The sequence below is a fragment of the Rheinheimera fenheensis genome (genome assembly GCF_039871805.1).
In the GTDB taxonomy this organism is placed as follows: domain Bacteria; phylum Pseudomonadota; class Gammaproteobacteria; order Enterobacterales; family Alteromonadaceae; genus Alishewanella; species Alishewanella fenheensis.
On sequence record NZ_JBDPJM010000002.1, the window covers coordinates 203,487 to 216,175 of the forward strand.

Annotated in this window: 17 protein-coding genes; 12 read left to right on the forward strand and 5 right to left on the reverse strand. The window is 50.9% G+C overall.

Features of this window, described 5'->3' with window-relative positions; translation table 11 throughout:
- Positions 1 to 7 precede the first annotated feature (7 nt).
- From ABGI61_RS03970 to ABGI61_RS04020, 11 genes are all read left to right on the forward strand, one after another.
- On the forward strand, positions 8 to 1,855 hold the full coding sequence (locus ABGI61_RS03970) for a M48 family metallopeptidase (RefSeq protein ID WP_347597216.1): 1,848 nt from the start codon (positions 8 to 10) through the stop codon (positions 1,853 to 1,855).
- A gap of 92 nt (positions 1,856 to 1,947) precedes the next feature.
- Entirely contained in the window at positions 1,948 to 2,412 is a 465-nt protein-coding gene (locus ABGI61_RS03975) for a hypothetical protein (protein WP_347597219.1), read from the forward strand.
- 97 nt (positions 2,413 to 2,509) lie between these two features.
- A complete protein-coding gene (locus tag ABGI61_RS03980) occupies positions 2,510 to 3,382 on the forward strand; it encodes an HDOD domain-containing protein (RefSeq protein WP_347597222.1) in 873 nt (290 codons plus the stop codon).
- Positions 3,383 to 3,384: 2 nt separating this feature from the next.
- Positions 3,385 to 3,543: a DUF2256 domain-containing protein gene (locus ABGI61_RS03985; RefSeq protein WP_347597225.1), complete on the forward strand. Its 159-nt coding sequence runs from the start codon at positions 3,385 to 3,387 to the stop codon at positions 3,541 to 3,543.
- Positions 3,540 to 4,499 carry a tRNA-dihydrouridine synthase gene (locus ABGI61_RS03990; RefSeq protein ID WP_347597228.1) on the forward strand — a complete coding sequence of 320 codons (960 nt, stop codon included), beginning with the start codon at positions 3,540 to 3,542 and terminating at the stop codon, positions 4,497 to 4,499. Before ABGI61_RS03985 ends, ABGI61_RS03990 begins: the two co-directional genes overlap by 4 nt.
- 103 nt (positions 4,500 to 4,602) lie before the next feature.
- Positions 4,603 to 5,730, forward strand: coding sequence for an NAD(P) transhydrogenase subunit alpha (locus ABGI61_RS03995; RefSeq protein WP_347597231.1), 1,128 nt, complete (start codon positions 4,603 to 4,605; stop codon positions 5,728 to 5,730).
- Between the two features lie 43 nt (positions 5,731 to 5,773).
- On the forward strand, positions 5,774 to 6,088 hold the full coding sequence (locus tag ABGI61_RS04000) for an NAD(P) transhydrogenase subunit alpha part 2 (protein ID WP_347597234.1): 315 nt from the start codon (positions 5,774 to 5,776) through the stop codon (positions 6,086 to 6,088).
- Between the two features lie 3 nt (positions 6,089 to 6,091).
- On the forward strand, positions 6,092 to 7,510 hold the full coding sequence (locus ABGI61_RS04005; protein ID WP_347597237.1) for an NAD(P)(+) transhydrogenase (Re/Si-specific) subunit beta: 1,419 nt from the start codon (positions 6,092 to 6,094) through the stop codon (positions 7,508 to 7,510).
- A gap of 198 nt (positions 7,511 to 7,708) precedes the next feature.
- Positions 7,709 to 8,647 (forward strand): hypothetical protein, encoded by a 939-nt coding sequence (locus ABGI61_RS04010; RefSeq protein ID WP_347597240.1) that lies wholly within the window; start codon positions 7,709 to 7,711, stop codon positions 8,645 to 8,647.
- A gap of 10 nt (positions 8,648 to 8,657) precedes the next feature.
- Positions 8,658 to 9,086, forward strand: coding sequence for a hypothetical protein (locus tag ABGI61_RS04015; protein ID WP_347597243.1), 429 nt, complete (start codon positions 8,658 to 8,660; stop codon positions 9,084 to 9,086).
- 92 nt (positions 9,087 to 9,178) lie between these two features.
- Positions 9,179 to 9,451, forward strand: coding sequence for a hypothetical protein (locus ABGI61_RS04020; RefSeq protein ID WP_347597246.1), 273 nt, complete (start codon positions 9,179 to 9,181; stop codon positions 9,449 to 9,451).
- A gap of 166 nt (positions 9,452 to 9,617) precedes the next feature.
- Here the strand turns inward: ABGI61_RS04020 and ABGI61_RS04025 are convergent, their stop codons facing one another.
- Both ABGI61_RS04025 and ABGI61_RS04030 read right to left on the reverse strand, forming a co-directional pair.
- A complete protein-coding gene (locus ABGI61_RS04025) occupies positions 9,618 to 9,959 on the reverse strand; it encodes a hypothetical protein (RefSeq protein ID WP_040551349.1) in 342 nt (113 codons plus the stop codon).
- Between the two features lie 22 nt (positions 9,960 to 9,981).
- Positions 9,982 to 10,317 (reverse strand): hypothetical protein, encoded by a 336-nt coding sequence (locus tag ABGI61_RS04030; protein ID WP_347597250.1) that lies wholly within the window; start codon positions 10,315 to 10,317, stop codon positions 9,982 to 9,984.
- 236 nt (positions 10,318 to 10,553) lie between these two features.
- Between ABGI61_RS04030 and ABGI61_RS04035 the strand changes: the two genes are divergently transcribed.
- Positions 10,554 to 11,423 (forward strand): hypothetical protein, encoded by an 870-nt coding sequence (locus ABGI61_RS04035; protein ID WP_347597253.1) that lies wholly within the window; start codon positions 10,554 to 10,556, stop codon positions 11,421 to 11,423.
- A 98-nt stretch (positions 11,424 to 11,521) separates the two neighbouring features.
- Here the strand turns inward: ABGI61_RS04035 and ABGI61_RS04040 are convergent, their stop codons facing one another.
- The 3 genes from ABGI61_RS04040 to ABGI61_RS04050 all read right to left on the reverse strand — a co-directional run bounded on the left by ABGI61_RS04040 (position 11,522) and on the right by ABGI61_RS04050 (position 12,657).
- Positions 11,522 to 11,986 (reverse strand): PH domain-containing protein, encoded by a 465-nt coding sequence (locus tag ABGI61_RS04040; RefSeq protein ID WP_347597255.1) that lies wholly within the window; start codon positions 11,984 to 11,986, stop codon positions 11,522 to 11,524.
- Positions 11,987 to 12,001: 15 nt separating this feature from the next.
- A complete protein-coding gene (locus ABGI61_RS04045; protein ID WP_347597257.1) occupies positions 12,002 to 12,232 on the reverse strand; it encodes a hypothetical protein in 231 nt (76 codons plus the stop codon).
- Positions 12,233 to 12,357: 125 nt separating this feature from the next.
- Positions 12,358 to 12,657 (reverse strand): hypothetical protein, encoded by a 300-nt coding sequence (locus ABGI61_RS04050; protein ID WP_347597260.1) that lies wholly within the window; start codon positions 12,655 to 12,657, stop codon positions 12,358 to 12,360.
- Positions 12,658 to 12,689: the final 32 nt, after the last annotated feature.

Consider the following 12,689-nt stretch of genomic DNA (forward strand, 5'->3'; position numbering starts at 1 on the left):
ACACACCATGAGTAGTAACTTTTTTACCCAGCAGGACTTAGCCCGGCGCAATACCCGTATTCTGGTACTGTTATTTAGCCTGGCGGTGCTGCTATTGTTAGCACTTACCAACCTGCTCGCCCTAATCAGCTTTGGTCTGCTAGACCCCAACTTACTTAGTCAAGGCTTCACCTGGCAGCAGCTGCCCTGGCCGTTGGTGGGCACCGTCAGCCTGGTGGTCATTATCGCCGTGGGCGTCGCCGTGCTGGTCAAATGGCAACAATTACAAGCTGGTGGTAAGGTGGTGGCTGAGTCGCTGGGCGGTGTGCGCATAGTGCCCGACAGTAACGATGCGGCCGAGCGGCGGCTGCTAAACGTGGTAGAAGAGATGGCGCTGGCGGCCAACACGCCGGTGCCGCCGGTATACCTGCTGCCAGAACGCAGCATTAACGCCTTTGCTGCTGGTTACAGCCCGGCCGATGCCGTGATAGGCGTCACGCGAGGCTGTGTCGAGCAGCTTAATCGCGACCAGTTGCAGGGCGTCATCGCTCATGAGTTCAGCCATATTTTAAACGGCGATATGCGGATGAACATCCGCCTGATCGCTATTCTGAATGGCATCTTGTTTTTAGGTCACATTGGCTATTATTTGCTGCGTGGCAGTCGTGGTGCAACAATCCGGGTCAGCTCGCGCTCATCAAACAATAAAAACGGTGCCGGCGGCATAGTGGTGTTGGGGCTTGGCCTGGTGGTTATCGGCTATGTCGGCTCGTTTTTTGGTAACCTCATTAAAGCGGCAGTGAGCCGCCAGCGTGAGTTTCTGGCCGACGCCAGTGCTGTGCAGTTTACCCGCAACCCAGGTGGTATTGCCGGCGCGTTAAAGCTAATTGGCAGCCACAGCCAGCATAGCCGCATTAGTAACGGCAATGCCGATGAAAACAGCCATTTGTTTTTTGCCGAGGCCATTAGCCGCTGGGCATCTATTTTTGCCACCCACCCACCGCTGGCGCAGCGGATTAAGCGACTGGAGCCGCACTGGAATGGCAAATTTCCCAGTACTACCGCAAGTACACCACAACGTGCGACAGCTGCTGATACAAAAGCAGATGCCGCGCCGGGAACGTCTCAGGCTGAGCGCTTACAACAGGCACTGCCGTTATTACTATTACATAGCAGCCGCCAGACTGAACCCGCGATGGCACTGGTATGCTGCCTGCTGCTGCAACAAGACGACGCCAGCCGTAACCGCCAGCTTAAGCTGATAAAGGAAATGGGCCCGGCAAGCTTACTGCAGCAAGTTGACCAGCTCTGTGACACTGTCGCCAGCCTCAGCGCTTTGCAACAGGTGCAGCTGCTGCAACGCCTGATGCCCGCACTAAAAGCGCTACCCGAAAGCCGTTTTGTGGTGTTTGAGCAGCTGCTGCAAGCCCTGTTACAGGCTATCCCCAGCCTGACACTGGCGCCCTGGCTTATCCGTGCTTTTGTCACCCACAACCTGGCCGTGCAATATGACCCAACAGAAATCAGTAAACGCTATTTGACCACGCCGCTTAACCAGCACGCTGCTGCTATCGCCCAGCTGCTGGCGCTGGTAAGCGCGGCGGCCGGCGATACGCAACAACAGCAGCAAGCCTGGCAAGCCGGTGTAGCCGCGCTGGGTTTTAGCCCGACTGACAGCCGGCCTGCGGCTAACTTTAGCTTGCTGGATGCGCAGCTACCGGTATTACTGGCGCTGGCGCCGCAGCAAAAAGCCCGCTTGTGGCAGGCATTGGAAGCGACAGTGCAAGCCGATAAGCGACTGCAAGGTGAGGAGCAGGCGCTGCTGCTGGCACTGGCACTGTTACTGGAGATGCCGTACAGCGCCACTGTGCTTTAGCACAGATTTAACTGCAGTTCGGCCTTTAGTCTTAGCACGTTTTCAGCTAAAATTAGCGCCCATTTTTTAAGCAGGTTTCAGCAGGATACGTCATGACCGATAATCGCTTGTTTTTGCTGTACGATACGTCATTTGACGAGATGGATGCTGAAGGCAGCCCGGGCTTTGGCTATGTGCTGGTATTTAACCAGGACGATGCCGAACAGTTTCAGCCAGGCGAAAACCCCAGCTGTCCGGCGGTGTCTATGCTGTTTACCGACCATGCCGATGGCAGTATCAGTGGTGACTTACTCGGTTGGGCGCATCTGGATGCCGAGATTTTCAGCCAGTTCCCGCTGGGGCACTTTTTACTGTTAATGGAGCAGGCCGCACAGGTGGCCATTAATGCCTATCGTCAGGTGGGTCAGGTGCCAGACCGTTTAGTGGCGCAGCATCTGGACGATGAAGAGCTTATCCAGTTTGATGTGCAATTTAACGATTTACAGCTTAACGAGCAGCAAAACGAGCAGCAGCTGGCACAACAACTGATGTCCGGCCGGCCTTATCTTGACTCTTAGCCGCTAGCCAGCAAGCGCGGCCGCCAAAGTGCTTTGCAATTATCAGGCGCCGCTTTTACTATTAACAACAATTAAGCCCCTTTCCCGGAGTAGCAACATGGCACAAGCCATTGATATGTCAGCCATAGAACAGGCATTAAACGGCTTTACCATACCGCCACAACCGGAAATTCTGCAGCATATTCAGCAGCAGCTGGATGCACCCGAACCGAATATTAAACGTATCGCCGCGCTGATAAACCTGGATATCGGTATCGCCGGCTTTACGTTAAAAGTGGTGAACTCAGCGTTTTTTGGCCTTAGGCGCAAAATTACTTCGGTAGAGCATGCCTGCAAATTTCTTGGCGTTAACCGGGTAATTAAACTGGTACGCAGTGTGCTGCTGCGCTTTACTCTGGCCGAGGGTAAAAACGACAAATTCAGCCTGAAACTGTGGGCCAGCGCACTACAAACAGCCAATATTGCCATGACGTTAGCCAAGCACTTTAACTTTGGCCAGGACGTGCAGGACGACTGCTACAGCCTGGGGCTGTTTCACAACGCCGGCATCGCACTTATTCACCAGCAAGCACCACAATACGAGCAGCTGATGCAACAAGGCCTGTTGGCGCAGCGCGGTTACAGTGAAATTGAAGAGCAACATTTTGCTACCTGCCATGAAGTGCTGGGCTACCTGATTGCCGAGTCCTGGGGCCTGACGCCAACACTGTACAACGTCATTGCCTATCACCACAGCCCTACCCTGATGCTGGAGTCGGACAGTGAGCAGGAAAAACAACTGTTTGCCCTGCTCAAGCTGGCCGAGCATTTTAGCGGCGAAAGCCGTCAGCTGTTCGAGATCAGCCTGGACCCGGAGTGGGAGCAGCACAAAGGCGCCATCCTGGAAGTGCTCGATATCGAACCGTTGCAACTGCCCGAGTTAGCCGAATTACTGCACCGCCAGCAAATCAGCACCATTTACTCGGTCTAACGGTGGCACACCATAAACTTAACCTGCCGCAAAAGCGCTGCCCGGTGTGCGGCCTGATGTTTAGCTGGCGCAAAAAATGGCAACGCAACTGGGACACTGTGCTGTATTGCTCTGAACGTTGCCGCCGGCATAAAGCCGCTGCCAGCGAGCACAACGCATGAAAATTATTCTGGCACCGATGGAAGGCGTGGTCGACGCCCTGATGCGCGATATGCTAACCCGCATCGGCGGTTATGATTTATGCATCACCGAGTTTATCCGCGTCGTTGACCAAAAGCTACCCGCCCGGGTGTTTACCCGACTGTGCCCGGAGCTATTAACCGATGGCAAAACCCTGGCCGGCACGCCGGTTAGGGTGCAGCTGCTGGGGCAAGACCCGAACTGGCTGGCCGAAAACGCGGTGCGTGCGGTCGAGCTGGGATCGCCCGGGGTCGACTTAAACTTTGGCTGCCCGGCCAAAACGGTGAATAAAAGCCGTGGCGGCGCTGTGCTGCTAAAAGAAACCGAGCAGTTGTACCGTATTGTCAAAGCAGTGCGTGATGCGGTACCACAGCAATTTGCAGTCAGTGCCAAAATCCGCCTGGGCTATGATGATACCTCACTGACATTAGATAATGCCGCCGCGATAGCCGCAGCAGGCGCCAGTATGCTTACCGTGCACGCCCGCACTAAAAGCGATGGTTACCGCCCACCGGCCTACTGGCCCTGGATCGCCAAAATCAAGCAGCATGTGGCAATACCGCTGGTTGCCAACGGTGAAATCTGGCAAGCCAGTGATGCGCTGCTGTGCCAGCAACAATCTGACTGTACTGACATTATGCTTGGCCGTGGCGCGTTGGCGATGCCCAATCTGGCGCAAAGTATCCGCAGCGGCCAGCCCGCCATGCCCTGGCCACAGGTGCTGGAATTGTTAATGCAATACTCTGAGTTTGAGATGTGCGGCGATAAAAGCCAGTACTACAGCAACCGTATTAAGCAGTGGTTTAGCTATTTGAAACTGCAATACCCAGAGGCGGCAACGCTGTTTGGCCAGCTTAGGGTGCTGCGTAAAAGCAGTGAGATCCTCGCCACGCTTGAGCAGGCATTGCAGTTTGAGACCAACGCACTAACAGGTTAGACCAGTATAACCTGGCGAAATGTTAGCCATCATTAGCCGCAATCCAAAAAGCCGTTAAATAAAGACTATACTCCTCAAACAGTTAGTTTAAGGAGATAAGCCTATGCCAGTAAAAATAGCCGTGCTGATGGAAAGCCGGCCCGGTGAAAAGCGGGTGGCCCTGGTGCCTGCCGTTGCAGAAAAGCTCAGCAAACTGGGTTGCAGCATCAGCATGCTAAGTGGCGCCGGCCTGGGTAGCAAACTGCCCGACAGTGCTTACCATGGCGTCGACATTGCTGGTACCGAGCAGCATTTACTGCATGACGCCGATATCGTACTGGCAGTGCAACCGCCCAAAGCGGCTGACATTGCCCTGCTAAAGCCCGGCACCCTTCTGCTCAGTTTTATTTACCCGCATAAAGAGCCTGAACTGACCCGCTTATTGTGTGAAAAACACATTACCTGCTTTGCTATGGAGCAAGTGCCGCGTATCAGCCGCGCCCAGGCGATGGATGCGCTATCCTCTCAGGCGGCGCTGGCCGGCTACTACGCTGCCCTGTTAGGTGCCACCAGCCTCGCGCGTATTTTACCGATGATGACCACGGCCGTGGGCTCTATCCGCCCGGCGCGCTGTCTGGTGATGGGCCTGGGCGTAGCCGGTTTACAGGCATTAGCCACCGCCCGGCGTTTAGGCGCCATTACTGAAGGCTATGACGTGCGGCCAGAAACCAAAGAGCAGGCCGAGTCCTTAGGCGCTAAATTTGTCGATACCGGCGTTGATGCCCGTGGCGAAGGCGGCTACGCCCGCGAGCTTACCGCTGATGAAAAAGCCCAGATTGCCAGCGTCGTCACCAAGCATATTCAGCAGGCGGATATTGTCATTACCACCGCCGCCATACCCGGCCGGCCCTCGCCCAAGCTTATCAGCAAAGCTCAGGTCGACGGCATGAAGCTAGGGGCAGTCATCATTGATTTAGCCGCCGAAGGGGGCGGTAACTGCGAATACAGCGTACCGGGGCAAACCGTGACCCAGGGCCAGATCACCATAGCCGCACCACTGAATGTGCCGTCTATGTTAGCCGAGCACGCCTCTGAGCTCTACGCCAAGAACCTGCTAAACCTGCTGCAGCTGGTTATTGTCGATGGCGCTGTTAACCTGAATTGGGATGATGAAATTCTGGCGAAAACCGTGCTGACCCATAACGGCGAGATTAAACCCGAAGCGGTAAAAACGGCGCTGGCACAACACTGATACAACGAAAAACAATGATTGGGAAAAATTACTGGGGAAGCTTATGGACTACACCACCACTTTACTCACCGGCTTTGTCGCGCTGTATATTTTTATGCTGGCCGCCTTTACCGGCTTTGAAATCATCGGCCGGGTACCGGCCATTTTGCACACACCGCTGATGTCCGGCTCTAACTTTATTCACGGCATCGTTGTGGTCGGTGCACTGTGGGCGCTCATTAACGCCAGCTCATTGGCCGAGCAAATTATCGGCTTTACCGGCGTGTTATTAGGTGCCGGCAACGCCGCCGGCGGCTATGTCGTGACCGAGCGTATGCTGCAAATGTTTAAACCCTCTAACAAGCCCGGTAAGGAGTAACGCATGAACGCTGCCCTGCTTATCGACAGTAGCTACTTTATCGCGGCTTTTTTGTTTATTTATGGCTTAAAGCGTATGTCATCACCGCTTAGTGCCCGCTCTGGCATTATCGTTGCCGGCTGGGGTATGGTGCTGGCGGTGCTGGCCAGCTTTTTATACACGCTAGATGTTAACGAGGCGGCCAAGCCGCATCTTAATACCAATATCACACTGGCGCTGATTGCCTTGGCACTGGGCTTAGGCTGGGCCTGGCGCAGCGGTAAAAAAGTGGCGATGACCGAAATGCCGCAAATGGTGGCGCTGTATAACGGCATGGGCGGCGGCGCGGCAGCGGCTATTGCCGCCATAGAGCTGATTGGCTACAAAACCCACGGCACCGTGTCGCTGAGCCTGGCGGTACTGGGCGGGTTAATTGGCGCCGTGGCGCTATCGGGCTCGTTAATTGCCTGGGCCAAGTTAGACGGCCGCATTAACGGCACCCTGCGCTTTGGTGCGCTGCAGCTGGTTAATGGCAGCTTGCTGCTTATTTTACTGGCCATTGGCGGCTACATTATCTGGCACGGCGGCGCGGTAGCCTGGCCGTTGTTTGCCGTGTTTTTTGCCCTGGCGCTTATTTATGGCGTGATGATGACAATGCCGATTGGCGGTGCCGATATGCCAGTGGTCATCTCCTTATATAACGCCTTTACCGGCTTAGCCGTTGGCTTTGAAGGCTATGTGCTGAATAACCCGGCGCTGATGATTGCCGGCATGGTAGTAGGCTCGGCCGGCTCCTTATTAACCTTGCTGATGGCCAAAGCGATGAACCGCTCGGTCGCCAATGTGCTGTTTTCTAACTTTGGTGCCGCCAGCGATGAAGCTGAAGGCGAGATTGCCGGTAGCCAAAAACCGATTGATGCCGGCGATGCCGGTATTAATATGCGCTACGCGTCTAAGGTGATCATCGCGCCCGGTTACGGTTTAGCGGTGGCGCAAGCGCAGCATAAGCTGTTCGAGCTGGTAAAACTGCTGCAGGACGCCGATGTCGAGGTGAAATTTGCTATTCACCCGGTGGCCGGCCGTATGCCGGGCCATATGAACGTGCTATTGGCCGAAGCCGGCGTGCCGTACGACATTATCTTTGATATGGAAGATATTAACGACGAGTTTAAAGAAGCCGATGTCGCTATCGTAATAGGCGCCAACGACACGGTAAACCCGGCGGCACGCACTAATAAAAGCTCGCCGATTTACGGCATGCCGGTGCTGAATGTCGATATGGCCAAACAGGTCTACGTGGTAAAACGCGGCCAGGGTAAGGGCTACTCCGGCGTGGAAAATGCGCTGTTTTATGCCGATAACACCCAGATGGTGTACGGCGATGCGCAAAAGGTAATCGTGAATATGATCCAGGCGATTAAATCCCTCGGCGGCGGCCATTAGGCCCTAAGTACTCCCCTCTTTGGCAGGCACAGCAGTGCCTGCCAGTTTCACCCTGCTTACCCACCTTATGCACCACAACACGCCGCTAAACGCCCATTTAGCAAAACAGCGTTTGACATTCCGCAGTCAGGTTGTAAAAATGCGCAAATTGTAAATTTGTTGTTTAGAAAAAGCGCTTTTTATAAACAAGGTGGCAGGATGCAAGACCGGCAATACAACGGCGTAGTTCTGGAAGATAAATGGGGTAAAACCTATCTGTGCAGCAGTTGTTTGCTGGCCTGGGCCGACTTGGGCAGCAACACAGTACGCGAGCTGGCCGACAGCGAATACGGCCGCTATTTTCTACACGACTTAGAACCCGGCTACAACCTGCGCGATATTTGGGCCCAGCTTTACCAACACGCCCGCCCCTGGGCCACCGACTTAACCAAACTAAACAACTTTCAGCTACGTGACACCTTGCTGCAAATGTTCGCCCGCGACGAAATGCGCGTGTGGCAACTTAGCGACGGCTGGGGCAAGCAGCCCGAAGGCAACGGCATAGGTGAAGGCGGCTTAGCGCCAGCCAGCAGTGGCAATACCAGCAGTAAACCGGCCGCCAAAGCGGCTAAACCCAAAGGTGGTGGGGTAACATCGGGATACTCCTCACAAGAGCCTGTTTTCCATGAGCCAGCGTCTACAGCCACCGAAGCAATCACAGACCGAAGTAAGCTTGAGAATAACATTCTGCTATCAGTCGGTGAAAACTTTAAGAAAAGTCCGTTAAGGCAAGAATATGAGCAGGAGGTTGCAGCATTGAGTAAATACTCCGAGGCAATAAAACCCAATAGTTCGTTAGATGAATTGGAAAAATTGGCTAATGAAGCTAATGAAGCTCGACGTCAACTCGGGGTTAAATATAAAAACGCAACTCCAGAGCCACTTCGCGACTTTATTTATGAGGTTAACAGAGCTCGATATGACGGAGATCCGTTAGGTCCAACCGTCGATTATTTAGTTAACGTGAAAGATAAATCTTATACCGATATAATTCGCTCAGCTTCTAGACCCAATCCTGATGTAGATAAACTACTTGCTGGATTTGCAGATTGGTTGAAAAAGCAGCCGCCTGAATATTTGATTAAACATCAACCATAGAAGAACAGAGATGAGCACTGAGATAATTAAACACAAGCATTTGTCAGGTCATTTTCTAGTAAGAGACAATATTAATGGTTCCGTATCTGAGGTGAATGCATTACCACCTGGTCAGCAGCCAAGAAAGAAAGCCTCATATATTAAATATGATGGCAAATTTATTGGTGTCTATGCCTCGGGAAAAGGCCCTGTCATGTTTATTAATGAAACTGTTCTGCCATTTGTTAATCAGTCATGGACTGTAACACTAGCTAAGCTTAACGGCCGTAATCAATTTATCGTACAGCAAGATGGTAAGGAACTTTTCAAAGCCGATTATCAACCACCTGCACCGGACGACCTCGATCCATGGTCAGATGCCGAATCGGTAGACCTGTTCAGCTGGATTGCAGCCAAACGGAATGATAGTGAAATATTTCAAATGTGGACAACAACATAAATAAGTTCAGCGCTACCAATCTATCTGTAAAAGGCAACTCAGATTGCGTTGCAGGCCATCAGATTGCACTTTATGCGCAGGATGGTCAGCTCATGCTGCAAATTGACAGTCAAATCTGGCTATTATCGGCACCGCAATTAAAGCTACACTTTCACCATGACATGAGAAAACGACAAACCCATTTTGCCATAACATCACCGGCTGGTGATTTTGCTATCGATTATCCGGCATGGTGGGCTGAGATCCCGGATTTTGTGCCGCTAGAACCAGAGATGGATAAAGACGAGGATTATCTGGCATACATTTATTATGTCTGGCAAACGCCTCCTATTCATCAGTCCTTGTTGAAACGATGGACAGCATAAACTGACTAATTGGTTTGACGTTCAAGCAACTTATGTTGAGCTGCAATAAATCACGATATGTGCTAATTCTGCAGGCAAGTAGTGAATGGACCTAAAGGCGCTGCAAAGGGCGACCAATAATGTTTTTGCTGCCAGTACCACAAGTTGGCGGATCAGCATGCCAGCATCAACAATCTAACGCGATAACCTGCTTAGTATCTGTAAAGGTTAGTAAGTTGTCGGTAAACAACAAATTTGGCAAGCGGTAACCAAATTGCAGCGAGTGGTGTTTAAGTGCATGGGTAGCAGCGTTATAACTGACAAGCTGTGTTCGGTCTGGTGCGCGACTGACAAATTCCAGTAACAGCACTGAGTCAGAGTTTTCATTCCATAGCCAGCAGCCCATAAAGTTGTGACCCAGCAGATGACCGTTTACGCTAACGGCTCCTATCATAGGCCCACCCATGCCAACCTCGCCGTTAGCCATAAAGGTTAAACTATGCTTCTTGTTGGGAGACAAATCTGGCATCTGTTGTCCCTGTGTCGGTAATTTATGCATCAGCGTTGTCGGCGGAGTTTTGCCCGACAGCTGTACTTTGCAAAAATACTAGCGCGGCATCGCAGTTATACAGTGCTTCACGATATGGCAGAGAAATCTCGTACGCCAACATACCACCGCACCGCTGCGTAAAGCGGCTTAAACGTTCTTTTTCTGCGGTAAGTGCAGCAATAATATCAGTAATACGATAGTGACCGGTTAAGTGTGCAATAGCTTGTATAGTCAGCTGGCGCGTGTCCGGCCTTTTAACAGCAAAAGGGTTGTCTGTGGTCGCTATACAGCGTTGCACTGCCGTTGTTAGATCAGCTAAATCTGTGTTGTGATCCATGGGGTTGTTACCAGCTTAGAAATTAATGTCTGAATTTATCACAATACTTTTACATTGCAAAATAGCATCAAGCGTCTGCTAAGAGCGAATAGCAGACGGTCAGGTTGATTTTGATCTGATCCTAATATTATCAGGACTTCTTAACATATGTATAATACTTGTGTTTTTACTATTTATATTGCGTATCGTTACCGAAGGCTCACCATTTCCACTTAAAAACATGGAACGTTTGTAAATTGAAAGTAAACAGTAAAGTTTTTATCGTGATTGCTCTGTCTGTTATAGGTATGCTTACCTTTCATCTGGCACTACCTTCCGCAGCATCCACTGATACTGAATGCGCCTCAAATGCTTATTTAGTTAAACACTTCTGGTTTAGTAAAGGCGTAAAAGAAGAAGGTAAGCTAAACCTAGATTGGGGCGAACGAATAAACGTTAGATCCCTGCCTGACGAATTGCCTAACTGGCAGAAAACATTCTTTACGAAAGCAATGCAGCTGCCGATTGATGCCAGTGATGGGCAAGTGCGGGCAGTATTTTCTTCAAAACCTGAAGTTGCCGAGCTTATGGGAACTAAAGGTTTCACATTGCGTAGAACAGACAAAGAAAACCAATATACATCAATGCAAATACAGAAATACAAAGGATGTCTTTCAAAAATTCAGATTATTAGCTTTGGGGTAGAAACATACACACTAGATTATGATCTGTTAGTTCCATCGGGTTACTCTGCAGGCAATAAGAATCGTGAAAACACCTGTCAGCTCGGTAAAGTTGACTCACAGCGGTTCATATACACGGTAAATGATATTCCCGTACTAAGTGGAAAAGTTGCCGGAGCATTTCCTAAACCAATAACAGAAGCGTTTTCCGACTGGGGAAGATTCAATGACAACAGTAAATATCTGGTTGAGTTGCTTGGCGAACCCCTGATGAAGGGGACATTGCTGTCATGGGTACTAAAAGACGATACTCTTGGTGATATAGCCGTCGAAATGGATGTAGAGCAACACTGCTCTAAAACATTGACCTTTCGCTGGCAGCAGGCTGAAAATCAGCATAAATTGCAAAAACTCAATATTTATTCAGAGCCAACCAGTTTCTAAATATTTGAGCCTTAGCAAGAGGTTGTAATGCCTCTTCCAGGTCTTAACGTTAGATGAAGATTTGGAATGTCTGCTTTTGGCACAAACCTGCCATTGCCCTAATCGCTTTTTAACCCCTCTTCCGCCAGTTGCTGCAACTGCTCAAACTGCTGCTGGGTAATACCAAACTGCTTTAATCTAAAAGTCTGTTTAACTTGCAGGCTATCAACCCGGAATCTCAGCACTTTGCTATTGGGGTTTAAGCTGAAGCCACTGATATCGTGCCAAGGGTAAAACTCGCTGCCGGCGATCGCATCGCCTAGGGTAATACCCTCAGCATTGGCGCGAAAACATCCGGGTTGCTTTAGCGCTATACGAATACTTGCTGCCAGCGCAATGGCCGGTGCCATCACCAGTAGCGCCAGTAACTTGCTAATACCGCGTTGATCTGTATTTAGCAGACCGGGCAAGTAGCGATAACCTATTATGCACACGGCAACGATTAAGCTGTTGGCTAACAGTATGAAGCAAAGCTTTTTGGTTTTGCTGATAGCAGGCTGTTGCAGGGCAACTTCAATGGCCATTAATCACCCTTTGCGTCAGAATTTGGCGTACATGCCATAACCACAGCCGATCGTGACAACCAGCCAGAGGATTAGCTTCATTTCTGCCCACATATCTTCGTAAAACTGCCCGCGAAACAGGCTGATAATATCCGGTGTAAGCCAAAACTTAACGCAATGCACAAACTCATCCAGGTTATCGAACAACAGCTTGTACAACATATAACCAATAACACTGCCGGTTATGATTGCCAGCGCGATACTCATCGCCGTCTCACTAGTGTGGTTTTATTTGTGCCCAAATGTACCACATAGTTAACAAAAAGCTAACTACCCAGCAAGCTGCAGCAGCCTTTGCATATTGCGCCGTATATGATGGTAAGCTGTGCAGGTTAGCTTTTAAGCGCACCCAACACATAACCGCCTATAGAGCTAAGCAGTGCAATGGCGGCTTCAGAGAGCTGCCCCGCTAAAGCGAGAAAAGCCGCCGTTACCAGCACGGCAAACACGGTAAGAATTTTCAGCGCGTTGCCACCATCAAAAAACGCTTTTAATGAGGTCGCCGCAGTATCTGGCGCCTTGCTAATGGCGTAGATAGCTGCAATACCCGACACCAACAAGCCGGTAAACAGCAGTGCGGTTAGGGCATACATAGCGATTAAACTTAAATTAGGATCAGTCAAAGGCTGCATAACAAACTCCGTTTGTTGCGATACCACCTGGG